The 25,601-nt window shown below is 35.9% G+C and carries 23 protein-coding genes; 8 read left to right on the plus strand and 15 right to left on the minus strand.

Translation table 11 applies throughout. The features are described from left to right. The 6 genes from KKC91_10420 to lgt all read left to right on the plus strand — a co-directional run. On the plus strand, positions 1 to 1,745 hold a 1,745-nt coding region (locus tag KKC91_10420), incomplete at its 5' end, for a HEAT repeat domain-containing protein (protein ID MBU0478965.1). Next, positions 1,738 to 2,658 carry a hypothetical protein gene (locus KKC91_10425; protein MBU0478966.1) on the plus strand — a complete coding sequence of 307 codons (921 nt, stop codon included), beginning with the start codon at positions 1,738 to 1,740 and terminating at the stop codon, positions 2,656 to 2,658. The genes KKC91_10420 and KKC91_10425, both read left to right, overlap by 8 nt. Before the next feature lie 15 nt (positions 2,659 to 2,673). Continuing rightward, positions 2,674 to 4,779, plus strand: coding sequence for a hypothetical protein (locus KKC91_10430; GenBank protein MBU0478967.1), 2,106 nt, complete (start codon positions 2,674 to 2,676; stop codon positions 4,777 to 4,779). A gap of 114 nt (positions 4,780 to 4,893) precedes the next feature. Further along, a complete protein-coding gene (locus tag KKC91_10435) occupies positions 4,894 to 5,280 on the plus strand; it encodes a TraR/DksA family transcriptional regulator (GenBank protein ID MBU0478968.1) in 387 nt (128 codons plus the stop codon). Continuing rightward, a complete protein-coding gene (gene lspA / locus KKC91_10440) occupies positions 5,280 to 5,753 on the plus strand; it encodes a signal peptidase II (GenBank protein MBU0478969.1) in 474 nt (157 codons plus the stop codon). The genes KKC91_10435 and lspA overlap by 1 nt, the downstream gene beginning before the upstream one ends. A 153-nt stretch (positions 5,754 to 5,906) precedes the next feature. Then, complete coding sequence (gene lgt / locus KKC91_10445) at positions 5,907 to 6,677, plus strand: prolipoprotein diacylglyceryl transferase (GenBank protein ID MBU0478970.1); 771 nt, start codon at positions 5,907 to 5,909, stop codon at positions 6,675 to 6,677. Between the two features lie 204 nt (positions 6,678 to 6,881). On the opposite strand, the gene KKC91_10450 is transcribed toward lgt, so the two are convergent. Genes KKC91_10450 through KKC91_10490 form a run of 9 tightly spaced genes read right to left on the minus strand, consistent with a single transcriptional unit; the run spans position 6,882 to position 13,752 of the window. Then, the gene (locus KKC91_10450) at positions 6,882 to 7,136 is read right to left on the minus strand and encodes a hypothetical protein (protein ID MBU0478971.1); all 255 of its coding nucleotides are present in this window, start codon (positions 7,134 to 7,136) and stop codon (positions 6,882 to 6,884) included. A 38-nt stretch (positions 7,137 to 7,174) separates the two neighbouring features. Beyond that, complete coding sequence (locus tag KKC91_10455) at positions 7,175 to 7,387, minus strand: hypothetical protein (GenBank protein MBU0478972.1); 213 nt, start codon at positions 7,385 to 7,387, stop codon at positions 7,175 to 7,177. A gap of 59 nt (positions 7,388 to 7,446) precedes the next feature. Further along, a complete protein-coding gene (locus KKC91_10460) occupies positions 7,447 to 7,848 on the minus strand; it encodes a hypothetical protein (GenBank protein ID MBU0478973.1) in 402 nt (133 codons plus the stop codon). A 35-nt stretch (positions 7,849 to 7,883) separates the two neighbouring features. Then, the gene (locus KKC91_10465) at positions 7,884 to 8,573 is read right to left on the minus strand and encodes an ATP-binding cassette domain-containing protein (GenBank protein ID MBU0478974.1); all 690 of its coding nucleotides are present in this window, start codon (positions 8,571 to 8,573) and stop codon (positions 7,884 to 7,886) included. Further along, positions 8,566 to 10,029 (minus strand): ABC transporter substrate-binding protein/permease, encoded by a 1,464-nt coding sequence (locus KKC91_10470; protein ID MBU0478975.1) that lies wholly within the window; start codon positions 10,027 to 10,029, stop codon positions 8,566 to 8,568. The genes KKC91_10465 and KKC91_10470 overlap by 8 nt, the downstream gene beginning before the upstream one ends. Positions 10,030 to 10,054: 25 nt before the next feature. Continuing rightward, positions 10,055 to 10,552: a GNAT family N-acetyltransferase gene (locus KKC91_10475; GenBank protein ID MBU0478976.1), complete on the minus strand. Its 498-nt coding sequence runs from the start codon at positions 10,550 to 10,552 to the stop codon at positions 10,055 to 10,057. Further along, positions 10,549 to 11,886 carry a phosphoribosylamine--glycine ligase gene (gene purD / locus KKC91_10480; protein ID MBU0478977.1) on the minus strand — a complete coding sequence of 446 codons (1,338 nt, stop codon included), beginning with the start codon at positions 11,884 to 11,886 and terminating at the stop codon, positions 10,549 to 10,551. Before purD ends, KKC91_10475 begins: the two co-directional genes overlap by 4 nt. After that, on the minus strand, positions 11,886 to 13,217 hold the full coding sequence (ablA, locus tag KKC91_10485) for a lysine 2,3-aminomutase (protein ID MBU0478978.1): 1,332 nt from the start codon (positions 13,215 to 13,217) through the stop codon (positions 11,886 to 11,888). Before ablA ends, purD begins: the two co-directional genes overlap by 1 nt. Before the next feature lie 7 nt (positions 13,218 to 13,224). Further along, on the minus strand, positions 13,225 to 13,752 hold the full coding sequence (locus tag KKC91_10490; protein ID MBU0478979.1) for a MarR family transcriptional regulator: 528 nt from the start codon (positions 13,750 to 13,752) through the stop codon (positions 13,225 to 13,227). 84 nt (positions 13,753 to 13,836) lie between these two features. Between KKC91_10490 and KKC91_10495 the strand changes: the two genes are divergently transcribed. Beyond that, positions 13,837 to 14,556: a small multi-drug export protein gene (locus tag KKC91_10495; protein ID MBU0478980.1), complete on the plus strand. Its 720-nt coding sequence runs from the start codon at positions 13,837 to 13,839 to the stop codon at positions 14,554 to 14,556. Positions 14,557 to 14,956: 400 nt separating this feature from the next. Further along, on the plus strand, positions 14,957 to 16,420 hold the full coding sequence (gatA, locus tag KKC91_10500) for an Asp-tRNA(Asn)/Glu-tRNA(Gln) amidotransferase subunit GatA (protein ID MBU0478981.1): 1,464 nt from the start codon (positions 14,957 to 14,959) through the stop codon (positions 16,418 to 16,420). 33 nt (positions 16,421 to 16,453) lie between these two features. Here the strand turns inward: gatA and KKC91_10505 are convergent, their stop codons facing one another. The 6 genes from KKC91_10505 to KKC91_10530 form a co-directional block, all read right to left on the minus strand. Next, entirely contained in the window at positions 16,454 to 17,398 is a 945-nt protein-coding gene (locus KKC91_10505) for a glycoside hydrolase family 130 protein (GenBank protein ID MBU0478982.1), read from the minus strand. A gap of 243 nt (positions 17,399 to 17,641) precedes the next feature. Next, entirely contained in the window at positions 17,642 to 20,431 is a 2,790-nt protein-coding gene (locus KKC91_10510; protein MBU0478983.1) for a hypothetical protein, read from the minus strand. Next, the gene (locus KKC91_10515) at positions 20,431 to 21,492 is read right to left on the minus strand and encodes a hypothetical protein (protein MBU0478984.1); all 1,062 of its coding nucleotides are present in this window, start codon (positions 21,490 to 21,492) and stop codon (positions 20,431 to 20,433) included. The genes KKC91_10510 and KKC91_10515 overlap by 1 nt, the downstream gene beginning before the upstream one ends. A 50-nt stretch (positions 21,493 to 21,542) precedes the next feature. After that, complete coding sequence (locus KKC91_10520; protein MBU0478985.1) at positions 21,543 to 22,562, minus strand: hypothetical protein; 1,020 nt, start codon at positions 22,560 to 22,562, stop codon at positions 21,543 to 21,545. Between the two features lie 102 nt (positions 22,563 to 22,664). Next, positions 22,665 to 25,148: a carbohydrate binding domain-containing protein gene (locus KKC91_10525; protein MBU0478986.1), complete on the minus strand. Its 2,484-nt coding sequence runs from the start codon at positions 25,146 to 25,148 to the stop codon at positions 22,665 to 22,667. 19 nt (positions 25,149 to 25,167) lie between these two features. Continuing rightward, positions 25,168 to 25,601, minus strand: a 434-nt coding sequence (locus tag KKC91_10530) for a hypothetical protein (protein ID MBU0478987.1), incomplete at its 5' end; no start/stop codon positions are given.

Genomic DNA, 25,601 nt, shown 5'->3' on the forward strand with positions numbered 1-25,601 from the left:
AGCCGCTAATATTAGTCAATATAACTTCTCCAGAAGATAATTCATACATAAACGGGTCAAGCTTAGATGTAAAAGTAGCATGGGAAGCTAGAGCAGGAATAATAGATTTATATTTAGATGATAATTTAGCCGGCAGTTACAGGACATGGCGCTGGTGGCACAGGGCAGGAAATCATACGTTCAAAATAGCCCTTTCAACTCAACAAGACGGAGAACACAAGCTCAAAGCAATTGCATACAGATCACACAGGAGACGAGGTTACAAAGCAGAGTCTAAAGAGATAGCATTTATATTAGATAATACTCTTCCTGTGATTTCAGATATATCTCCAGAAAACAATGCGTTAATTAACAACAATCAGCCGGAGATCTCAGCAGTATTGTCAGATGTTACAAGTGGAATAGATAAAGAAACTGTCATATTAAAACTAGATGATGCCGAAGTAACTCCAACTTATGATGAGATAACAGGCAAATTAACTTACACACCAGCCACAGCGCTTGAAGATGGAACACATGCAATTTCTGTTGAGGTGAAAGATAAGGCGGGGAATGAGGCAAGCGCCACATCAACTTTTAGAGTGGAAACAGATACAACACCGCCTGTAATATCAAACATTCTGCCGGAAGATGGTTCGGAAACGACAGAAACAAGACCGGTGATTTCTGCCAATTATTCGGACTCTGCATCTGGAATAAATGTAGCCGCAGCGAAGATATTAGTAGGTAATATAGACAGGACTTCCTATGCTACAGTTACAGAGACAGGTATCAGTTATGAACCAGCAGAAGATTTATTGTATGGCGTTATAGGAGTTCATATAGAAATAAAGGATAAAGCAGGAAATCTAGCTGAAGTAGATTTTGAATTTACAATAAGAGACTATGTCCATGAACTGGAAGATGGGGTTAGTGAAGGAGATTGGGATAAGATTTGTGAATCAGCGGATAAGATTATGAAAGAAGGAGGAAAGCTGGTAGATGAATTGATTGAAGTGGCAAAGGATGAAACAAAAGATAGTGCGCTAAGATCAATGTATTTAGAGATATTAGGGGAAATTGAAGATTCAAAAGCAGTAGACAGTTTAATAACCGTTGTTAAAGATGACTCTGAGGATTCGGAAATTAGAGCAAATGCAGCTTACTCATTAGGTAAGATAGGTGATTCAAGGGCGATTGAACCCTTATTGGAAGAGTTGGATAATGAAGATACAAACATACGCTCTACTATATCATTAGCACTTGGTTTACTAAATGCACCTGAGGCTATAGCTCCTCTACTTGATCAATTAAATAACAGCAATGATCTTACAGAGAGGATAAGAGCAGGAAGCTCATTAGCTAGTATGAAAGCTCAACAAGCGTATGATAGTTTTATAAGCATTTTAACAAGCGATGAAGATGAATCAATAAGACTGCTGTCAGCTTTGTGGCTGGGAGAACTTGGAAATATTCTAGCAGTTCCATCATTGATAAATGCGTTGAAAGATAAAGATAGTTATGTTGCTTGTAACGCAGCAATAGCATTGGGAATGCTAAAAGATACGTCAGCAGTACAGCCATTGATAGAGGCATTAGAAAAAGAGGGATTATTAAGAATAGAAGCAGCAGATGCGCTTGCAGAAATAGGGGATCAAAGCGCAGCGCAAGCAATTGCGAATGTAATAGAGATAGAGAAAGACACATGGGGATTAACGAAACTAAAAGAGGCTTATAAGAAATTAACAGGCAATGAATATGAATAACAAGATTTTTATAAAATCTTTAATAATTTTTGCAGTCGTCTTGTCTATTCCATTTTTAACAGGTTGGAAGAATAAAATAGCTAGGATGGGACTGAAGGGTAAAATTGCTTATGAAATACCCGGAATAGATGGAAGTGAGAAAATAGGGATATTAGATTTAGAAACAGGGAAACATAAAAAAATAAATGTAGGTGAAATTGCTTATGATCCTGAACTATCTCCTGACCAGAAAAAAATAGCGTATGTTACAAGTTATGCAGGAGGTTCGCTACAGATATATAATATGAAAACAAAGACTAAAAAATCGTTTGAAAATAAAGAGACAGTTCGTTGGCCTAAATGGTCTCCTGATTGGAAGAAATTACTTTATTATTCAAACAGATTGGCGATTGGTGGGACTGAAGGAACTTATATAATAAATATTGAAACTGGTAAGGAAGAATTCATTATTGAGTCTGTTTCAGATGCTTTATGGTCATTGGATGGAGAAAAAATAATCGCATTCATATCTGGAAAAGGAACTTGTTTTATAGATGCGCAAAATAAAAAAACATCGCCTTTTGTTAATCCGAACCTGTTGAATAAAGCTATAAATCCTCGCTTTTCTCCAGATGGCAGTAAAGTTGCATATGAAGCAAGTACAAAAGAAACTTCATACGAAGATATATTTATTATAGATAAAGACGGAAGTAATAAGAAGAAATTAACCAATTCTCCATATAAGAAACTAGATATCTTTTTGCCGCATTTGTATGGATGTTCGTATCCTAGGTGGACACCGGATGGCAAAAAAATTATATATCGGAAAGCGCTGAGAGGAGGCTATTTACCGCTTTTTTATTCAGCATCTTATTTATATATGATGAATCCGGATGGGACAGATAAGGTAAAAATAAAAAGATTCTGCTTTTAACATTGAGGAGTCAAGATGAAAAACTGTAACAAATTGCAAATTTTAGGAGTGATTTTATTGTTAATATTCTCTAGTTGCTTTATTTATGCGGAAGAGAAATTTGAAAAAGGAGACGCTATATACACTGACATGGGAGGAGGGCTTAATCCTTTCTGGTTTCTAGGTCATGCTGGATTATATTATTACTGGGATAGTACAGAGAACGAAGTTAGCCATGTTGCGGAACCTGAGAATTATGAAAAACATTTTATTATTCAATCAGCCGATAATGGCGTTCAGGGATTTGGAAAAAACAAAATAACATTTCAAAAGTTTTATGATGATGGTAAGTTCTGGGGCGTAAAAACCACAAAATTGTCTTATCTTCAACGTAAAAAAATCATACAAATAGCAAAGTCAAAAAAGGGTAATCCGTATGCCTTTTTCAAGGGCTATAAGGGCAGTGTTAAGAAGGATCGCCTAGATACCTTTCGTTGCGATGGATTAGTTGAATATTGTTATGAAAGGGCTGGAGTTGGATATTTTTATGACGGGAAATGGGTAGAAGGAATAGTTGATGATAAAAGCTGGAGATCATTGACTCCAAAAAAGCAGATGAACTGTCTTGCAGACCCTGCGAGATTTGAACAGTACGCACCACAATTTACAGATTTAGTATTTGATAATCCTGCGATTTATATTGATGAAGAACCTCTATGGCCTGATGAGCATGATGGTTATTACCATGTCAATAAGAACTGCGAAGTTAGAGTATTTGCAGCAGATGAATGTGGCTCAGGGATAGGCAGATTTGAATTATGGCTTGGAGAGCCAGATGATACTCCTGAAAAACAAGGAGAAGACGATAATACAGGAATACGTCTGGATAAAAACAATGACAAACATGAACTTTGCAGTTGGAATAATTTTTATTGGGATATTAGCGATGTTGAACCAGGAGAGTATGAACTTTACGCCAAAGCCTTTGATCAGGCAGGGAATACAAAAGAGACATATATAAATGTCAAGATAGAGGAACCACCCTACTACTTCCACGTCCAGCTTTCCCCTGAATACGTAGAAACCGGCAGTCCTGAATCACAAACTCAAACATTCACTATAACAGTTCAGTGTTACAAATACGGAACAGGAGAACTACTAGTAGAAGAAGGAAAGAAATATGTTAATAAGAAAGCAGGGACAGAGAGCTGGTGGAAATGGGTTAGGGAAGAAAATGGTGTGATGAAATCCACATGGGAGAAAGAGAAGCACAATGACAATTGTATAGCTCCGGAAGAGTGGACAAAGAGCGATTATGCAAGAGAGGTAAGTTTTGGAATAGCCAATATCACAAATAGCGCTTATGAATTATACGCAGGCGGAAAGAAGCTGGAGAAAATAACCTTAGCTGACGGAACAGGTTCAATATCAGCAGTAATAAAAGCAGAAGATGGAAATATAGGAGATAATCATCTATTCCTGATTATCTCTGCATCAGACGGAACAGGAAGCGGAAATGGAGCGTTAATGGTGAATCCAGTGGAAATACTTCCGACTAAATATGCCTCAAGGAGAGATTATGATTGGGAAACCCTTAGTTGGGAAGCTTGGGAAAACTTTTCTTTAAATGATGTTTACGGTGGTTCCTGTTATGAGTACAGTGACTATGAATATAGAGGCTTGATGGGTTACTATGTATCAGAGGCTTATACAAAATTATTTGTAGTTCAGCCAATTGGTGGCACTTGTCAAATTTGTTCCCAGGCTTACGTAAGAAAGCCTGTTGAGTTTCCACCCGCAGATGTGCCCTACGAAATGACAAGACATATAGGCTACTATAATACTATGCCGGTAAATGGAGGGGAGTTAAATAATTCCTTCTTTGGTAGTTGGTCGTTCGCTTTCCCGCTTTCGAATTACTGGTGCGCCTATTACTATAGTGCCTGCAGTGGGGGGCAAGATTATAAAAATATTTTTATAACACCACTTGTGGACAGTTCTTTTTATATCGGGATTTATTTTGACCCTCTTATTAAAGATTTTTGGGCATCCACTTTTGCTGGAGAGTTTGCTTGGGAAAGTTGTCAAAGTTTTGTTAGAGCCGACCTTAGGGTTTTTTATATTCCAAAATCTGATAAATAGGACTATTAAAATGACAAAAACCATTACAAAACCAGAACAAAAAGCGTTGAGAGACGAGATTGCTTCGCCTTTGGCTCGCAATGACGTAGTAAAATTAATTTAAGGAGATGTAAAATGCAACAGCGTATGTTAGAGATGTTTAAGAAGAGATTAATAAAAGAAAGAGAAAAGTTGCTTGCAGATGTTAATCACATACGTAATGAGGAACTGGGCAAGTCTCAGAGGGATGCGACCGGTGAGCTTTCAGGATATGCTGATCATATGGCAGACGGGGGGACCGACGATATAGAGAGACAGGTATCCCTTGGGTTAATGTCTAATGAAGAAGCCATGCTTATTAAGATAGATGGAGCTCTCAAGAGAATGGATGATAAGACCTATGGTGTATGTGAGTTGTGCAAAGAAAAAATTTCGCAGGGACGTCTTAACGCAGTCCCGTATGCAATATATTGCATAAAGTGCAGGTCTCAGGAAGAAAGCAAAAACAACAAGAAGGTTTGATGATAATCTTCTTTTCTGCTATATCTATATTTCTTATAGATCAGATTATAAAGTTCTATATACTAAAGCATCTTTATTTGGGTCAAGAAATATCAATCATTAAAAATATATTTAGTATTTCCTTTGTCACAAATAAAGGAATTGCGTTTGGCCTATTTTCAAATTCCAACTTTCCTTTTATCTTAATATCCATAGCAGTGCTTGTGTGTATGACATTAGTGTTTATTTCATTTAATAAAGACGCTATATCAAAAAGGGCGAGAGTTTGGACAAGAATTGCATATGGATTAATTTTGGGCGGGGCATTTAGTAATATGCTGGATAGAATAAGAATAGGGGAGGTTATTGACTTTTTGGACTTTCATATCTGGCCTGTATTTAATATTGGAGATTCTGCAATATGTGTAGGGGCTGGAATATTTGTGTTGAATATTCTAAAGCACAAGACACAAAATAAAAAAGATATAAAATAACAAAGAGGGTTAAATCCGAAGCACGAAGCACGAAATACGAAACAATATCAAATGTTCAAAATACAAATGACCGAAACAATGTTTTGAATTTCGAAAATTTGAATTTATAATTTGTTTTGAGTTTTGATATTCGGATTTCGGATTTTAGAAATTATGCATCCCATACTGTTTAAAATCGGTCCAATAGTTATTTATTCATATGGAGTAATGATAGCTGTTGCCTTTCTCAGCTCCGTATATCTTCTGAGTCGCTCAGCCAGTAAGGCGGGAATTGACAGCGGAAAAATTATAGATCTTGGACTGGTCCTTTTAATTTCAGGCATAGTTGGTGCTAGATTATTATATGTTCTTACAGAAATAGAATATTACAGAGCAAATCCTCTTGAGATATTAATGATCTGGAAAGGGGGGCTGATTTTCTATGGTGGATTTATTGCTGCATTTGTTTGTGGCTGGGTATTTTTAAAAAAGAATAAAATGCCTCTTCTGAAAACTTCTGACAATATAATTCCATATCTTGCATTAGCCCAGGCAATAGGGAGAATCGGATGTTTCTTTAATGGATGTTGTTTTGGAAAACCAACAAATCTTCCATGGGGAATGATATTCCCAAAAGGAAGCATAGCAGGAGATATCTATCCTGCTATGCATATTCATCCAACACAGTTATATTCTGTTTATACAAATTTTTCGATATTTGCAATACTCTTATTATTCGGAAATTGGAAGAAATTTGACGGACAAATTTTATATCTGTATTTAATTCTATATTCTGTATCAAGATTTCTTATAGAATTCCTGCGGGCAGACAACCCACAGATTTTACTAGGATTAACAATAGCTCAGGTAATTTGTGTTGTGTTGTTTCTAACAGGAGTAGTTATGTGTATTAGATGCTTGACCTTCTCTCAATTTCGGGAATGAAAGAAAGTATTAAAAAAGGTTTGAAGACTTCTTTCAAAAAGTGCAGTAAGAAATTAGAGTGGACTCATTGCAAATAATCGTTTTTCTTCTTTCTTTGCTGTCCCAATTATTCATTGTCCTTACTTAACACACACTTAATATTTCCATGTATAAACCAGTCCTGAAGTATCCTAATCACGCGGATATAAAATATCATTAATGCTTTCAACTTTGCCGAATATATGAGGCAATAACGCTGCGATCTTTATTACCAAGAACTGTGCTGATTTTATGCGTGGAAACCCCATGCATCCAGGCTGAACACGCAAACGCTTTCCGAGCTTTAACTAAGATTTTGCTCTCGGAAGGACTCTGTATATCCTTCTGCGATACCTCATAAGCTTTACACACTTTAAGAAGCAATTCTAGTAGATTCTCATTAGATAGACCAACAACAACCCCCTTTATTTGCTTACTCACTACTGATTACTCCATTTTATTTTAATAATTCATTCTTATTAGCCCAGCGAATGTCCTTTCAGGTAACGACTATCTCTTAGAGTTAAACCGGTGTAACAAGCTCCACAAAGATAATCACCAGAACAATGTAAAAGTCGTCGTCTAATTCTTAAAGGCGCTTTTGATAATCTTCTTAATTCTCCTATTCGCCACTCTGTCGGTTCCTGCGCCACGGGAAACTTCTGATTACATCTACAACAAAACTCTATCATTTTCACCCCTCCCTATATTGCTTTTTAGCCTAAATCGAAAAGTTCTTATTTTATTATCCTTAAATAAATGCGGCAAAATACCCCATGACCGTCAGAAAGATACCGAAGACTGCAGATGTGAGTACAAATAAAAGAACCAATAATAGCATCGTGTTTTCATGGCATGCCCGTGTCAATTTAGCTAGCGCGTTCGGGAAAATGATCAACCCTGCACCTTTAATGAGCCCTCCCCAGCCAAAAATTGTAATGATTACAGGCCAGTCAGCCACCCATACATTATGAAACAGCACTATAAGAAAACCAAACAGAAGCGCAAGTATTCCACCAAGATAAAGCAAAGCAGAGTTTTTGTAAAAATCTTTTATAGTCTTCTGATAGCTTTCAAGGTTGAAGAGAATCCCTGTAGCGATAATAATACAATACGGACCAAGAATTTTAGCGAGAAATACCGAGTTTTCCATGTGAACCTCTTTTCATATTGTTATTTTCAGAAAGGTTATGTCTTAATATTTAGAGTCTCTAAAATATCCTTAATGCTTCCAGTGCATTCTATTTTCCCATTTGCCATTAAAACTCCCGATGTCGCGATTTCACTTGCGAACGGTACATCATGAGTAACAATAACGAATGTTGTTTCCTCTTTTAAATCTACGAGCCACTTTCCAAATTCACCTGTTGTGTTCACATCAAGAGCAGAGGTAGGTTCATCAAGTAGCAGGTAAGATGGTTTTAGTATTAATGCGCGCGCGATAGCAACACGTTGAGCCTGTCCTCCGCTTATTTGTGACGGATAACTGTTTTTTAGTTCATTAATTCCTAATTTTCTAAGTGTTTTTACAGCTTCTTTTTTTGCTTTTTCTCTATCCTGTTTTAGTACCTTTATAGGCGCTAATATCATATTCTCCAGAACAGTAAGATGAGGAAAAAGATAAAGCTGTTGAAAAACAATGCCGATTTTTTCTCTCAATACTCTTTCTTCTATGTTATATATGTTTTTGCCGTTGATTAGTATGCTGCCTGTATCAGGTTTTAGAAATTTACCTATGCAGTTTAACATAGTTGTTTTTCCTGAACCGCTTGACCCCATTATTGCAAAAATATGTGTTTTTTGAATTTCTGTATTAATATTTTTCAGAGCAGTAGTTCCGTTAGGATATGTATAAGTTAAATTTTTAATCTTAAGCATGGGTAAATCCTCTTTCTTTAATATTCTTTTCTAATTTGTTAGCCATTTTCATTAAGGGGAATGTAAAAACAAAAAACATAGCCCCAACAATAAAGTAATATTTTATCGGGTTATATGTTACGCTGATTATTGATTGAGTTTCCCTGATAACTTCCCCTACGGATATCATAGCAATTAAAGCTGTATCTTTCATTAAGGCCACTACTGAATTTACAAGAGGGGGAAGAGCCACTCTAAAGGATTGAGGCCAAATTACATATCTAAAGACCTGCAGTTTTGTCAACCCAAGCGCTTTTCCTGCAAGATTCTGACCATGGTCAACAGCCATAAGCCCGGATCTTATCACTTCAGACATATAGGCAGATGAATTGATTGTCAAAGTTATTATTGCTGCCTGAATGGGAGCAAGAGTTATTCCTATCTGTGGAGCGCCAAAATAGACAAAAAAGAGCTGTATAAGAAGTGGTGTTCCTCTTATAATATCATTAGACGATCTTAAGATATGGTATAAGAAAGTTTTTTTGCTGTTAAGAATAATGCCTGAGGGGACTGACAGAATAAACCCGAACAAGATAGAAATAAACGCAACGAACAGTGTAATAGCAAAACCCTGCGCGAGTTTTTTTATAATTACATCTGTTCTCATGTCTCTTTCGGCTTTTGGATCGCTAACTGAAGCACTTCTAAACCATTTCTTGTGGAGTTTTGCAAAAGTCCCATCTTTTTTCATTCTCTTTAATGCCTTATTTATATTGGTCAGTAATTCAGTGTTATTAATAGTTACAGGAATAGCCATTTTTTCCTCATATAAGAGTTGGCCAGCTGGGATAAAAGGCATATGCCCTTTTTTAATCTGATATAAGCCGACAAGCCTATCTGTTAAAAATCCGTCCAGTCTGTTATTGTGCATATCCATAAAAATATCTACTGTGCTTTTGTAAGTAACAATTTTTATACTCGGATGGTTTTTCCTCAGGTAGTGTTCATAAGTTTCACCTAATCCAACACCGACCCTTTTTCCGTAAAGATCGGTTATTTTCTTTATTTTCTCTCTATTCCTTTTGTGTATGAACAGTTGAGCGCCGGATATGTAGTAAGGGATAGAAAAGTTTACTTTCTTCGCACGCTCAGGTGTTATTGCCATTGAACCTATTATTGCATCGTATTTTTTAAACAGCAGCCCTGCTACTATAGAATCCCATTCCGTGGGAATAATAACAAGTTTTCGATTTAAAGATTTTGATATTTTTTTTGCTGTGTCAACATCAAAACCTACTAACTTTCCTCTATCCGAATAGAAATTAAAAGGAGGATATTTACCTGTTAAAGCTACTGTAAATGTTTCTTTCTCTTTTGCAAACAAGTCAATGTTAATAATAATTAGAAATGCTAAAACAAATATCATTAAAAATTGTTTTTTGCGAAGAAATCCTAATCGGAACTTCAATCTTCCCATTTATTTATCTCCTTATACAACATACTTATGAAAGGTTTTTCTCATAAAGCATAAAATGGCTTCCAGACTTGTAATAATCTTTTACAGCGATATTATTATCAACGATTATAGTGCTTCCCTCTTTTTCGCTAATGTTTTTATATCCAGCTTTTTCGAACAGTTTCATGGAAGGTATGTTTTTCGGATCTATTGTAAGTTCAATCCGATCACAACCCATTTTCGCCAATTCCACTTCAACTGATTCCAAAAGTTTCATTCCTATCCCTTTGCCATGCATTTTAGGCGTTACACCTATTTGCCATAAGAAATATGTTTTATTGTGAGTTTGTGAAATAAAGCCCATTACAAATCCAATTATGCTGTCATTATATTCAGCAACAAAGCAACTGTTTCCAAAATATCTTAGGATTATTTTATAAAAATGTTCTGAATAATTTTCTAACGGCTTGCAATTGGAAACAAATTGATAAACTTTAAGAAATTCACTTTCATTCGCTTTGCGTATAGTTATAGCCTCTTTCATAATCTACTTCCACAAAAAGCAATTTTAGACTTAATCATTTCCTCAGTGCCAATATCAAACCTATAATGAAAACTGCCATTAACTAATGAAACTGCTTTCTCTACCTTTTTATTCGCTTTAGAAACAGTATCAGCTTTTGCAATAAGAGCAATACCTCTCTCCGAACCAGTATTCAATTTCCCGTTGTCGTTAACTCCACAGCTATAATAGATATTAACATCATCTTTTTTTATATCCGATTCTTTAAAAACAATATCCAACACCTCATTTAATTTCTCAGGATAATTATTAGGAACTATGTATTTACATACTGACGCTTTGTTCTCAAGTCTGAGTTTTCTCTCTTTACCTCTCAGTAAATCTTTAATTATGTCTAATACATTATCCTTCAGTACTATTAAAGTATTCATCCATTCAGGATCTCCAGGACGAAAATTGTATTCTATAAGTTTTATCCCTTTTCCTGTAATCATAAACTGCCCGTATAAAAAACCGCGGCATATCTGCCCTGTTTCAGATTGAAAAGCTTTCACGGTTTTTCTTATGATATCAATTCCAGAATCATAATCTTCCTGCTTCATAAAAGGCAATATATGCCCTGTATCAGAGTAAGAGCCCATACTTGCGGTATTCAGTCCTCTGTCACCTGGTAATTTTTTTTTAAAATCCTGCACAGCAGGAGTGGAGATTATGCAAGTGCCATTAACCAAACATTGCAAGGTAAATTCTTCGCCTTCAAGCTTTTCCTCTATCAAAACTTTTGAGTTATCATTTAGGACACGTGTTATATAGTCTATAATCTCGCTTTTGTTTTTTAATTGGTCTCTGGAAACCTTCACCCCTAATCCCTCGGTAAGAGAAACTGGTTTAACAGCGACGTTCCATTGAAGATCTTTCGCATATTGAATAGCTGGTTTAATTTCGCTAAATACATTGAATTCGGGTAGCACATCAATCCTATATTTACGCATAAGTTTTCTTGCAAACTCTTTATCTGATTCTAATTTTGCAGCTGTGCTATTCGGCCCAAATACAGGTATTTTTTCTGCTTCCAAAACATCAACAATACCAAGAGAAAGCGGGGCTGCTGTTGTTATAATTACTAGATCTGCTTTAACTGTTTTAGCATATTTCGCAATATTTTCTATCTTATATAAACTGCCTATTTTATAACTATCAACCAATGATATTATGCCCGGATTTTTCGTGTCTAGATATGAAAATACTTTTATTTTTTTATTGCTTTTTATGTTTTCAATAGTAATTTGCTCCTTTGCCCAGCTCCCAACTATGAGAACATTTTTTATTTTATTTAGAGAGGTATAATCTATCATCAGTATTCTTTTGGTTTTTTGTTTCTTCTTTTAGCTCTGTCACTATGTTCCGGAGTGAGAGCAATTGTCTTGTCAAAGTCAGATAAAAGTTTCCCAACCCCTGTAGCCCTGATTTCCTCTGCTGAGTCAAGTTTTAACTGCAACTTACAATCAGCGCAATTTCTATCGCAAAAAATAGGCTCATAAGAGTCGGGTTCTTTATAAGTAGAAATTACGCCTTCATAATTTCTTAAAACAATTTTATTGGTTGACCATGAGATTATATAATTCGGTATAACAGGAATTTTCCCAGCGCCACCCGGTGTATCAATAACATAAGTAGGAATAGCGAAACCGCTTGTGTGCCCTATTAAACCTTCAATAATTTCTATACCTTTTCCGACTGGAGTTCTAAAATGGCTTAAGCCTTCTGTTAAATCACATTGATATAAATAATACGGTCTCACTCTACTTTGAACAAGGTCGTGTGATAATTTTTTAATTATCCGTGGACAGTCATTTACTCCTGCCAATAACACACTCTGGTTACCTAATGGAATTCCTGCATCGGCCAACTTTCTTAACGATTCTTTTGCAGAAGCCGTTATTTCTCTCGGGTGATTGAAATGTGTATTGATCCATAACGGATGATGCTTTCTCAATATTTTAATTAAATCGTCAGTTATGCGATAAGGCAAAACAGCAGGCATCCTTGTTCCTATTCTTATTACCTCAACATGCTGAATTTTTTGCAGTTCGGTCAGTATCCAGTCAAGATAGTCATCTGACAACATAAAAGGGTCGCCTCCAGAAAGCAGAACATCTCTGACAACAGAGGTATTTTTTATATAGTTAATACCTTTCATTGCTTCTTTCTTTGATGGAATATAATCCACATCGCCAACTTTCCTTTTTCTTGTGCAATGCCTGCAGTACATAGAACATATATTGCTTACTATAAATAAAACCCTATCCGGATATCTATGTGTTATACCAACAACTGGACTATCTTTATCTTCATGCAAGGGGTCACTCATATCATATTTTTCTAAAATTAGTTCACGAGGATCAGGAAACGACTGCCTAAAAACAGGATCATTTAGATAATCATCCTTATTAATGAGAGATAGATAATATGGCGTTATAGAAATTGGGAATTTATCAATTGTTTTTTTAAGTTCAGACTTTTCCTTTTTGCTGAATTTGATGTCGGTTAGTTTTTTAAATGTCTCAATATCTTTAATCGAATGTTTTAACTGCCATTTATAATCTCTCCAATTTGAAAAAACTGGTTCTTGGTCGGTAGAAATAATATTAACTATGTTTTTTTGTTGTTTATTATCAAATTCCATTATTTTTCTAACTTTTTAAATTTTCTTCTGATTGAATGACAGAAGGTTCAACATCTACCATCTTATCTTCGGCTCCGAAGATAGAAGAATCTATTAATACTTCTGATACCATCATTGACAATAATTTTAACAAGCTTTTATTGATTTCTATTTTCTCTTCTTTTTTTATAGCAGATAAAGCATTTACCAATTTCTTTTGGATAGAAAGCGGAGCGTTTTTTAGAGTGTCTTTCCCCTTCTCTGTTAATTTAATAAGTATCACTCTTCTATCAGTGGAATTCCTTACTCTTTTAACCAAATCTCCATTTTCAAGTTGATCTATAACACCAGTAATCATACTTGGAGACAAGGAAACCTTTTTACTTAACTGGCTAAGTGAAATTGAGCCTAGCTCTCCAAGAACTAATAAACAGGATAGTTGTGAAGAATTTATTTTATGTTCCATTTTTAATTTTGCAGAATAAATATCTACGGTTTTAATTATTTTTCTTAAAGTACTGAAGATCTCAAATTCTATACTATTGCTACTATCCATTTTCCAATTCCCTTTCTATGATTTTTACGCTTTTTTTGACAATCAATGCTTTACATACGAATATTATATATGTAAAATATTCGTATGTCAAAATTTTCTTTTTTTAGAAGCATAGAAGGACTTATCTTCCTGATTGGTTGTTGCCTTCTTGCAATTGAAGTAATTCTTTTTGCTCTATTTGGACACTATATTCCTGAGTTAAAAGAGAATTTATTTTCAGTAATTGCTGCTTACTTTCTTGGTGGAAGAGGTGTGAGTATATCTCTAGGCTTAAATCTTGGATTATCTAAATTTTTGGTTATTTCAATTTTAGTTTTTTCTAATCTCACATTTCTTTTTGTTCTTTATCCCTCGATTATTTATTTTTACGAACATTTAATAGAAATGAAATTTATAGGGAAAATCATCGGTTCATTCAAACATAAAGCTGAAAAGTATCAGCCTAAAATAGAAAAATGGGGCTCTCTGGGATTAGCATTTTTTGTGTGGGCTCCTCTTTTCTCAAGTGGAGCATTGGTAGGAGCAATTATCGGAAGTTTAATTGGTATGCGTACAATTACTGTAATTTGCGTGGTAACATCTGCGATGATTGCTAGTGTCATATCATGGACATTTGCTTTTGATTATCTATTTAAGTTCGCTACAAGAGCTGGGAAAATTATCCCCTCAATATTTGTTGGTTTAATTTTGGGAATAGCAATCTTCTACAGACTGCGGCATCTTTATAGTCTGGCCAGGCAAAAAATAAAACTAAAAAAGAGCACCTCTTCAAACAATAAAGAAAAGCATGATAATAGAGATTAAAGGGAAAATCCGAAGATTCTTTTTGATAAAGTTCCGTCCAGAATATGTCAAAAAGCAATTGGAGATCCGTCAAGGAGAATGTTTCCAATGTGGTAAATGCTGTGTTTTCCTTTATCGATGTCCATTTCTAAGGGGTTCTGGAAGGAAGATTCGTTGTCAGATTTATCATTCCTTTCGTCCGCAACAGTGTAAACTCTTTCCTATTGATGAAAGAGATCTTCAAGAAATTAGTGGAGCTTGTGGATATTCATTTCCTAAAGAGCGAAAGCCATCCTATGCAAAGTTGGATACACTAGAGAAACTTGCCGTAGTGTCATTCCTCTTTTATCACCGTTTTCGAGGTTGCATTTTAAAGAAATAAGGATAAAATAATGTATCTACAATCAACAGAACAGAGAATATGAAATTACATACACTAACAGCTCATGAACTTAATAAACTGCTTATCAGTAGAGAGGTGAGTTCTGAGGAACTTACCAGAGCATTATATGAGCATATAGGCAAAACAGATAAACAGATTGGAGCGTATATTACATTAACAAAGGATATGGCTTTTAAACAGGCAAAAGAAGCTGACAAACGAATAAGTGGGGGGGAAGACCTTTCCCCTTTAACAGGAATTCCGATCGCAATAAAAGACAATATGTGCGTTAAAGACGTTCTGTGTACATGCGGGTCTAAAATGCTCAGTGGTTTCATTCCTCCATACAACGGGACAGTAATAAACAAATTAAAAAAGTGCGGATTGGTATTTCTTGGCAAGACAAACATGGATGAATTTGCTATGGGCTCGTCTACAGAGACTTCTTATTTTAAAGTTACCAGGAATCCATGGAATATAAATACTATTCCTGGCGGTTCCAGTGGAGGGTCCGCAGCAGCTGTTGCGTCTGATCAGGCGGTTTTATCTATTGGTTCTGATACCGGTGGTTCTATTCGCCAGCCTGCATCTCATTGCGGCATAGTTGGTATGAAGCCTACTTATGGCAGGGTGTCAAGGTATGGGCTTGTAGCTTTTGCTTCATCTCTTGATCAAATAGGCCCTCTGACCAAGGATGTTTGGGATTGTGCTGCGCTTCTTGAAGTAATAAGCGGATATGATCCTCTTGATTCAACATCATTACGTATGGCTTCGCCTGATTATATGAGCTTTCTCAATAAGGATATTAAGAATATTAAAATCGGAGTTCCAAAAGAATATTTTATAGATGGGATTGACAAAGATGTAGAATTATCTGTAAAAGGAGCAATAGAGAAATTAGGCAGTCTTGGGGCTCTTATTGAAGAGGTCTCTCTACCTCATACTGAGTATGCTGTTGCAACATATTATATTATTGCTCCTGCAGAAGCGAGCTCAAACCTGGCAAGATATGATGGGGTTAAATATGGATACAGAGTAAAAGGGGAGGGTGTTGATAAAGACTTATTGGGTATGTATGAGAATACAAGAAAAGAGGGTTTTGGTGCTGAAGTAAAACGCAGAATAATGCTTGGAACCCACACCTTAAGCTCAGGTTATTATGATGCGTATTACTTAAAAGCGCAGAAAGTAAGAACTCTTATCAAGCAGGACTTTGATAAGGCTTTTAGAAAATTTGATCTCTTAGTTACTCCAACATCTCCCACTCCTGCGTTTAAGATAGGAGAAAAAATAGATGATCCATTGCAGATGTATTTATCTGATATATTTACGATACCAACTAATTTAGCAGGTTTGCCTGCTATCTCTATTCCATGCGGGCTTAGTAAGAATAGATTGCCAATAGGGATTCAACTAATCGGCAACTATTTTGATGAGGGGAAAATTTTGCAGGCTGCGCATGCTTTTGAGCATAACATCTGTGGTATGAAGATTTCCCATTAGAGAGAGTTGCTTTCCATACTCCTGTTTTATTAATTACTCCAAACACAGGGATATTAAATCATCAATATTTGCAGTAGCAATACAAACGCATGCATCAGCGCCGCCATAATATATTTTTAACTCACCATTATCTTCTGGTATTGCACCGCATGTAAATACTACGTTTGGCACATATCCCTCTTTTTCGTACTCCTCAACTGGTTCGAGTATTGGTTCTTTCGCAACACCTATGATCTTTGAAGGATTTTTTAAGTCAAGCAACATACAGCCAAGACGATATGTTTTTCCTTTCTCAGATATTCCAACTCCATGAAATATCTCCAGCCATCCTTTTTTTGTTTTAACAGGAGGAGCGCCAGGGCCAACTTTGGTCTGTCCCCATGGACAGTTAGCGGCTCTGAACAACGGTTTTGATTTTCCCCAGAATATAAGGTCAGGTGAATATGAAATCCAGATATCAAGAGGGAAGGGGCTTCCTGCGCTCATTCTAGGGTGTAGGAACGGTCTATCTAAACGCACATAATAGCCATTGATTTTCTCAGGAAATAATGCTCCATTTCGAAGATCAGGACGGGAAAGAGATATCCTTTCAAAATCTTTAAAATCTCTCGTTGAGGCAATACCAAGCCGAATCTCATGATACTCTGTCGAATTAGCGTATAAGACATAATACGTGTCATCTATTTGTGTTATTCTTGGATCATAAATGTATTTTCCTTCTTCCTCATTTGGAATCATTACAGGTTCTTTTTCAACTTGAAAGTTATACCCATCCTTACTTGTCGCCAGACCTAAACAAATTTGTGCAGGTTTACGAACTTCTTTGTCAGGAGAATAGATATCTGTTCTCAACAAAAGCACATACTTGCCGTTATATTTTATGGCGCCTGCATTATAAACATACTTGCATTTATATGGAATATCATCAGCTGTTAGAATTGGGTTTTTTGAGTAGCGTTTCAAAATGTCTTTTACCATTCTTATTTTTCTCCTATAAATTTGTTCTTGTCTGATTGCTTCAATTCCAGTCGATTACCGCCACCAATGTATTCATCTTTATTGTTTCTTCTCCATTAGTCATTTTTCTTCATATTCTTAAAATCTTTCTCCCACTGGTCCATCCCGGGAGTTTTGCCTCTTAGATATTGCACTCCATATACGAACATTTTAGCTCCTCTATCCATTTCCTTTTCCTAATTTTTAACTGTATTTTTTGTGAAGCTAACAGGTTGTGTATTTCAAAAACGCAGAATATACTCCTATGCCATTAATTTCCGATGAATGCCTCCATGGTTCAGCACCCATAAACAAACCGAGGCTTGGTGAAAACTCGAGTTCCAGAGTCTGACCGCTTTTTTGGTTAAGTGCAGGTAGCTGGTATTCCCATGGTTCTCTAAACTGAATCCCCACCTCTTTCTTATCCAGGATAACCTTAACCGTACCTGCCCCACGGACATCCAACTTGAGTATGAAATTTTTTGCCACAGAGATAGGAGGTATTACTGTCCGATAACATATCTTTCCCCAATATTCTTCAAGTCCTTGTTTTTTAATATCCCCCAGAGAAAGTTGAGTCAGTGGCATAAGTTTTCCTTCTTTGACTGCAAATTTTCCAAGAAGAACCGCATAAGGTAAATAGCGAGGTTCAGAAACAGAGGCTTTGATTTTCAGAATATGGGATCCCTGCAATAAAGGTTGCTTAAGATGCAAAATATAATAAAAATCGTCAATCCATGTTTCATATTCTCTCTTTTCAGCTGAAAGAGTTCTTCCGTTAAGGCTAATAGGTGTTACACATTCAGGTATAGCTATCATCTTGACTTGAATTCCTTTTGGAATACAGAAAGAAGCTGATAAATTTTTTGATTTCTTCTGCCATTTCCACTGCTTGATTTTACAAGCATTAGGATGATTCAATAATATTTGCCAGTCTCTAATTAGCGGAATAGAATATGTCTTTGCCTTATTTTTTCTTTCTAAAAATACAACAGCTCCCTTATTCGCGACAAAAAAGGCCTTTCCTTCTCCCTGATAAAAAGAGTTGATTGCATCAATATTTGTCCATTTTTTCTTTTCTAGATCAGCTTCCCAAACTCGCAACGAACTAAAATCAATTCTGACACTGGAGAGATTTTTGCCAGAGGCGTTATGCAACCAATAAAGTTCTCCGGAAGGTAGTACCCTTCTACGAACTATTATGTTATGTCTATCCTGCTGAAATTGCGTTTGTATCTTGATTCGAAAAAGGTTTTTAAATTGCTTCCGAAAGACAGATTCATAAAACTCAGTTTCAGGGAACAGATTAAAAGATGCAATTTTAGGATGTCCAAAATTCAAAGGATATTCTGAAGAAGTTAAAACTATTACCCTTCCTTTTTGCTCAAGAAACTGACTAATAATTCGAGAAGTCTGTTCCCGCCACCTTTGTATGGGTGGAAGAACTAGTGTGTTACTCTCGATCTTGCCAATCCTAATTTTCCCCTTTGTAATCACTGCGTTATCAAGCAAGCATTCTTCTATAACCAAAACATCTACCTGATTTTTAAGAAAAAATTTGAGGGATTCCTGGATGTAGTAATTCTCTTTTGTTTCCAATGTTCCTTTGTAGGGATTAACTCTTGACCAAAGTGACTGAACTGGATGAATGAACAGGACGTCTGGCTTTGCTTTTCCTTGTAATGCTAGGCTGCTTGCAACTTCTACCCACCTAGAAAACGTTTTGGCACAGTCAAACCATGGTTGTTGTCGGAAAAGGGTTGAAAAATAACGTGGTTGAATAGCATTACCAGCCAAATTATACGGACAAACTGCTAGAAGAAATTGGTTAATACCTAAAGCCAATTCAAAACTTATCATCTCTGCCATATTCTTAGGCGTAAGAGAACACGGCCCAAGAGCAAAAAGTTCTACTATTGTTTTTTTTCTCCCTATAACTGCTGCTGTTCCTTCCACTAATTTGGATGTCAAGAACCCTGTTCCTGGTGTATTAAGTGAGGCATAAGACGCTGTCTCATCAAGCCCGGGCACTTGCTGATGACGGGTAAGCTGATAAAAGCTGCCATTAGCCCATATTAATTTGTTTATGGGTTTTTCATAAAATAGATGGCCTGTAAAAGATAGATTGTGTTTCTTGCACCAATTTCCAATAGGAGCAAAAAAACTTGTTTCTAACTGTTCTGCCATGGTCTGAAAATAGAACCTTCTTTCTTTTTCTTTCCCCTGTAACAGGTCCCATGCAGCTTCTTTCAATGAAGGCCCACAGAGTTCTTGAAATCTTTCATCCCATACCTGACTCCAAGGGAAAATCCCTAAAATGGAGTATCTTTCAGATGCCTTTGATCGAGAGTTGAAACAACCAGTCTTACTGGTGTAAACAGGTGATGGTTCATCAGTAAAGATACCGAGAATAGTTTTTCCAAAATAACGTCCTACTACTTTCATATACTGCTCGTGAGTCAATTGTATAAATTTACAAATAGCTTCAGGGTTAAAGAGGTCTACATATTCTGGATTTGGGATATTGAAAAGTGCTGATGTCGGCTTTATTAAAGTTAATGTCTTTCCTTCTACTCGATAAAGTTTCCCGTCATCAAATATTCCTATAAATTTTGTTCCTGACACAAATTCTTTTAACAAATTTGTTAGGTTGTAATTTCCAGCTGGAAGGTTAATGAGAAACAAATGGCGGGACTGAAATTTCTGGCAATTTTTCATTACCATTCCTTTAGCTGTCCCGCTTGGCCAACAAAATTCATCGTAAAGCCAGACCTTCATTCTTTTAGAGGCAGCCTTTGTCACTACAGATTTAACAAGTTCAAACCATGATTTAGAAAGATAATCTATTTTTAACCCATAGCGGGGATATATCATAAACTGGCGATAACCAGCTTTTTCAAGTTCATCCAATTGTTTTAGGAGAAGGCTAATCGATGGCTTACCTGTCCATGCCCACATAGCAATAAGGGATGTCTCAATTGAATTTTTTAGTCTCGGATAAAATAATGCAGACATTATCCTACACCCTCGCAATGTTTACTCAACTTCCCCAGACCTTCTTTTTGGCATTCTTCGATAAAACCTTTAGGGATTGGCTCTTCCTGAAGAAAAACTTTCTTGTAAGTGACGGTTGCGCGAGGGAAAGGCCCTTCAGTATTGTTTTTCATTACTTTGCTGATTTTTCCTAACTTTTCAAGATGACGTACGCAGGCTAATCCACAGCCTTTGGAACCACAGATTGCCTGAGTACGGGTGTCTGCTTTGAGACGAGCATACATCGGGACTTTCTTAACTATTTCTTCCCGTACTGCGCAGATTTCATCCATTGTCATTCCTTCTGGATATTCACCACCGATTCCATCAGGGAGAAACGGCGATACTTTTGAAGATAATCCCCAGTGATACCAAAGACATTTCTCAATATGCAGGTCATTGTGTATTACTTCACCCTCTCCGATCTTAACTCTGACTTCTTTATCAGGATGAATTGCTCCAGCAGGGCAGTTCTTAACACACTGTTTACAGCGGTCACAAAGTTTGCCTTCAAAAAGAGGATCTGGTTTAAATGGAGCATCAGTAATAACAAGCCCGAATCGAAGCATGGGACCATATTCTGGATTTAAGAATACCTTGCTCCAACCAACTTCTCCTAATCCAGCAGCATAAGCCGCGTAGATTAGTGTCACACATACTTCTGGTCTAGCATACCCTGCTTTCTTTGCACGAGCTCGGATGTTCCATATCGTATGAGCGGAATGTGGAACTGCTTGATATCCCAAATCTTCGATATAGCAGGCTAACTCGTAAACTGTCTTATTGACATACCGAACAGAAAGGCCTCCATAACCAAACATATTATAGGCATGCCAGCCTGTGCCTTCTTCAATAGGGCGATGTAATCCTCTCAAAACCCGGCGGCCTATTACAACTACAGAACGAGCTTCCGGTAAAAGACTAAGAGGATTTTTATCAGGGGGAGCATCCTTGAATCGTTCGATATTAGCTACTCCCACTACATCAGCACCAACTTTTTTGGCAAATGCTTTGATTCGATTAGTGTTGATTGTCATCTTCATACCCTTTTGTACTCCTCATTAGTTTTTATAGCTATACTTTTACATTATTTTTATATATGGTTAAAAAATGTTCTAAGCATTGCTTCTGCATTTTCTAATGGGACATCTGGACCCAACTCTCCGCGACCAATAAGACCGCCCTTATTACTAAATATCTGTATCACTTTCTCTACATATTCTTTTACTTCATCAGGCTTTCCTCGTGGCAAGATATACTGTCTGTCTATATCAGAGCAAATGCACATTTTGCCTTTTACTTTTTCTCCCAACTTGTCCAGATCAATAGAGGAAAACTGAGGATTATAGACATCCAAGCCAATTTCTATATAATCATCTATTATCTGTAGCGTATTTCCATCACTGTGAAACCGGACATGCTTCCCTGCCTGATGAGCTAAATTGATATATTTTTTGTAGATTGGTTTAAATATTTTTCTCCATGAGGCAGGATTTATCATAAGAGAATTTTGGGTTCCCCAATCGTCCATAGTAGAAACTCCATCTATATCGAGCTCTAAAATAGGTTCAAGCGCTTTTATATTTATTTCAGCAATTTTGTTTAATAATTCATACATATTTGAAGCATCTTCAGCTATATCTATCAAGGCATTGGTAAATCCTCTTAAGAAATGATACCTCTCCCATGTTCTGGCATCCCCGAAACCAACTGAAATATAGCGTGGATTTTTGCTATTTTTTTCTTCTCTTATCCGTTTTTTAATACTCTCTATATGTTTCGAGGAAGGAGTAAGGTCAGGAAATACATAATCCTTTAACTTATTCCAGTTATCAAGTGGATGTTTTATTACTTCACCTTCAGAATAACCCTCTGCAGGTTTCATCCATACACATCCCCAGACATCCTCTCCTCCTTTATGGTGTCCAGAAAGTGCTTCTGAACCACTATATCTCCCATCCTGTCCGGCAAAATCGCTGGGGAATCGAAAAAATAATTTCTCTGCTTTCTCTCCATATCTGTCTATAAATCCAGGCATGGCCGAATGGTGTATTGGTATATTATCAGGATTTTTAAACTTAATAGCCCCTAAAACTCTTTCTCTACTATTCATAATAATCCTATACTGTTAAGTGTCAAAATGCTTTCCACAAAACTCACTGGTAAAATTGATACTCTATCTTGACTCTGAAAATTAATGGCAGGTTTACTCTCTTTACTTGTTACTATGGTAACTTATTAGAATTCTTTTAACTTCTATTGGCTTAAATGTTATAGAAATATTATTATCCTTTACCGCTATCTCATGCCCCTTATCCATATCAGTTACTTTTCCAACTTTTCTATTAAATTTTATTACTGTATCAATCTCTTTATAAAATCTGTTTACCATCAAAAGATAATAAGTGCCTTTATATTTTTTAATACACCATTCAATTGGATGGGGAAGATCAGTATCTGCATCTATAGTGCACTGTGTCTCCTCATCAAACGGCGCAAGAAAAACAGGTGACATTTCTTCCAACTCTTTCGTTATTCTTTTAAGTTGTTCCCATCTCTCCTCAGTCTGATAAAGAAGCGAAAAAAAACTTATTCCTTTAGCTCCATTTATAATATTATGATAACAGCTTGCTCTGTGATCTTCGTACGTTGGATAATAGCTCTCTCCCCCTTGAACAAATGCTTGTATAGCAGGAACAACAGGTTTATCTTCTGCCATAGATAATCTATAAAATAGGTTAGAGATATCTTGAGAAATTCCCATTTTATCCGGGAAACAATAATCCATGTAAAACGCAACGTCATATTTTGGTTCCCAGCCGTCTTCAAAATCTTTCATTTTATCTTCCATAATAACATATCTGGTAGGATCTAGGGCTTTTGAAAGAGTATACCATAGTAAAAAATTCTCAAGTGGCGCATTTCGATATAATTGTTCATCTTCATAATAGCCTATAATACTAGGGTAATCTTTAAATCTTAAAATCCTCTCTTTTATTGCTTTATAATTAAAGTCTTTTCTGGGCATTCCAAGCCTTACATATAATCCTGCATTTTGGGCTCCTTCAATATATCCTTTTATTTCGTTATTTATACTATTGCTACTCGCCGCGCCTTCAAAATTATAGTTATGACACACATTAAATCCTGCATTCTTAACATCTTCAAAGGTATTCCAAGGCTTTGTTCTTATGTTTTTAAGATCGTATCCATCGATTATGAAAATATCTTTATTATTTACACTTAAATTCTTTCTCTTGTTTTTTGATGGGAGTATCTTATCAGTAACAAACAGCTGTATCTCTTTATATGAAATGATTTTTTCTTGATTTTTATCAGTTAAAATAAAAGATAGTTCATATTCTCCCGGTTTTAATTCTTTACAATCAATATTGAAATCCATTTCTTTTTTAATAGTTTCAACATTATTATAAAATACCTGTTTATATCTTCTGGTCATAACTGATCTATAAAGATAATTTACCATTATAATTCCAGAATATTCATTAAAATCTATATTATCAGGGCTAATATAGATTTTAATTTTGTAATCTCTGTTTTCTGAATTTTTAAAAAAGCATCCATGATACGGCTCTATAGGAAGCAGATAAATGCTGGGTGTATTTGTGGTTTTACTATAATTAACTTCCGTTACAGTAATATTATCATACCATATTGTCCCTTTATCCCTTAATGCTACATAAATACCTATCTCACCATCATTTGTGGGAGTAAACAGATCCTCCTGGATATGCCACTTATTATCATCTAAAAATGTATTTGGAAGAAAAGTACCACCAATAACTCTTTTAAGAGAAGATTTTATTTTAGAAGCTAAATAAATATCACTTATTCCTATACAATTTAATAATTTATAAGCTCTTGAAAGTTTATATGTTTGCCCTTTTTTTACTTTAATTCCTTGGTAAACTCTTACTTGCTTAAAATTATCTGTATCTTCAAATATAGATATTTTTAGAGATGACTTTCCGGAATGAAAAACTGTATTATCTATACTAAGATTATAATTTGTATTTCCTGGTTGAGCATTTTTAATCCAATATTCGAAGCCATCTTCAAAACCTCCGTTTTTTATTCTATGATCCATTTTACTATCACCCCCCCCTCCAACAAGCACCCCATCAATGTCTTTAACCCACGCCTCAGTGGTTATGCTTATATCATCATACCAGATAGTGCCTGTTCCTCTGTTCTGAAGCAAAAGCGTGATTTCTCCTGACTTTCTTGGTGAGAAGTTAAATTCTAGTCTTTTCCATCCTTCAGCATTTTCCGAAGCTGTTTTCGAAAGCCACCAATAGCGACAATTTATACCACATCCATTAAGCATTACATCTGCTTTCCCTGAAAAATCTTCATCAAGTTTGTAGAAAAGAGAAACCTGATATTTTTTACCTGCTTCTACAGGAACCAACTGGTAGTAGCGAGCTTGTCCTTCCATATCAGATTCTTTTCTCTCTATCATTACTGAATAATTACCGCTTTTCTTAACAGAACTGTCCCGCTTTAAATGGGCAGGTCCCTTCTGAACGCTAATAAGCCAACCATCAGGGATGTTATCTCCGTCTATATCCTCCTCAAAACCAGGATTGGAGACAAGATTTTCAGACGCTTTTACGCCAGTAATATTAATTAGAAAACCAACCAGCAGAAAAATCACTAAAATTTTCAAATTCCTCATTTTTACCTCCTTAAATTTATTATTCTCCATACCACCATTTTGTTCGCCTATCTGAATTAGTTATCATGTCATTCCTTTCTGTTTCCTCTGCATATGTTACGTGAAAATCAGCCCAAAGGATATTGCATCCGCCATTATGCCGATCGCTCATAAAGTTATCCGAATCGATTGTATAATAAGAGGACTCAGTGACAGGATCTTTCTCATTTCTATGTATTGAATCAGTGCAAAGCACAGTTTCAGTTGGTCTGGATATCTTAGTAATTCTGAGTTTCTGATGAGCATCACCAGGACAAGCAATCCAGTAATTAATTCCATAAGAAGGGTTATCATATGGATTTGTAGTGCTAAGTCCTTCGTTGTAATACCTGTTAAAATATTTATCCTCTGGACATGCAAAAATCTTTTTTAATACTCCTGTTCCAAGGTCGGAATCTATTCCGTCACAATAAG

This window comes from bacterium (assembly GCA_018812485.1).
GTDB lineage: Bacteria > JAHJDO01 > JAHJDO01 > JAHJDO01 > JAHJDO01 > JAHJDO01.

What these genes read in the sequence shown, in the direction of transcription:
- KKC91_10495 (MBU0478980.1), top strand. Translation starts at nt 13,837, where the DNA reads ATGTCAAAATTTTCTTTTTTTAGAAGCATAGAAGGACTTATCTTCCTG.
- KKC91_10525 (MBU0478986.1), bottom strand. Translation starts at nt 25,148, where the DNA reads ATGAGGAATTTGAAAATTTTAGTGATTTTTCTGCTGGTTGGTTTTCTA.
- gatA (MBU0478981.1), top strand. Translation starts at nt 14,957, where the DNA reads ATGAAATTACATACACTAACAGCTCATGAACTTAATAAACTGCTTATC.
- KKC91_10465 (MBU0478974.1), bottom strand. Translation starts at nt 8,573, where the DNA reads ATGCTTAAGATTAAAAATTTAACTTATACATATCCTAACGGAACTACT.
- KKC91_10510 (MBU0478983.1), bottom strand. Translation starts at nt 20,431, where the DNA reads ATGTCTGCATTATTTTATCCGAGACTAAAAAATTCAATTGAGACATCC.
- KKC91_10520 (MBU0478985.1), bottom strand. Translation starts at nt 22,562, where the DNA reads ATGAATAGTAGAGAAAGAGTTTTAGGGGCTATTAAGTTTAAAAATCCT.
- KKC91_10430 (MBU0478967.1), top strand. Translation starts at nt 2,674, where the DNA reads ATGAAAAACTGTAACAAATTGCAAATTTTAGGAGTGATTTTATTGTTA.
- KKC91_10425 (MBU0478966.1), top strand. Translation starts at nt 1,738, where the DNA reads ATGAATAACAAGATTTTTATAAAATCTTTAATAATTTTTGCAGTCGTC.
- purD (MBU0478977.1), bottom strand. Translation starts at nt 11,886, where the DNA reads ATGATAGATTATACCTCTCTAAATAAAATAAAAAATGTTCTCATAGTT.
- KKC91_10505 (MBU0478982.1), bottom strand. Translation starts at nt 17,398, where the DNA reads ATGGTAAAAGACATTTTGAAACGCTACTCAAAAAACCCAATTCTAACA.
- KKC91_10435 (MBU0478968.1), top strand. Translation starts at nt 4,894, where the DNA reads ATGCAACAGCGTATGTTAGAGATGTTTAAGAAGAGATTAATAAAAGAA.
- KKC91_10475 (MBU0478976.1), bottom strand. Translation starts at nt 10,552, where the DNA reads ATGAAAGAGGCTATAACTATACGCAAAGCGAATGAAAGTGAATTTCTT.
- lspA (MBU0478969.1), top strand. Translation starts at nt 5,280, where the DNA reads ATGATAATCTTCTTTTCTGCTATATCTATATTTCTTATAGATCAGATT.
- KKC91_10455 (MBU0478972.1), bottom strand. Translation starts at nt 7,387, where the DNA reads ATGATAGAGTTTTGTTGTAGATGTAATCAGAAGTTTCCCGTGGCGCAG.
- KKC91_10515 (MBU0478984.1), bottom strand. Translation starts at nt 21,492, where the DNA reads ATGAAGATGACAATCAACACTAATCGAATCAAAGCATTTGCCAAAAAA.
- ablA (MBU0478978.1), bottom strand. Translation starts at nt 13,217, where the DNA reads ATGGAATTTGATAATAAACAACAAAAAAACATAGTTAATATTATTTCT.
- KKC91_10490 (MBU0478979.1), bottom strand. Translation starts at nt 13,752, where the DNA reads ATGGATAGTAGCAATAGTATAGAATTTGAGATCTTCAGTACTTTAAGA.
- KKC91_10470 (MBU0478975.1), bottom strand. Translation starts at nt 10,029, where the DNA reads ATGGGAAGATTGAAGTTCCGATTAGGATTTCTTCGCAAAAAACAATTT.
- KKC91_10460 (MBU0478973.1), bottom strand. Translation starts at nt 7,848, where the DNA reads ATGGAAAACTCGGTATTTCTCGCTAAAATTCTTGGTCCGTATTGTATT.
- lgt (MBU0478970.1), top strand. Translation starts at nt 5,907, where the DNA reads ATGCATCCCATACTGTTTAAAATCGGTCCAATAGTTATTTATTCATAT.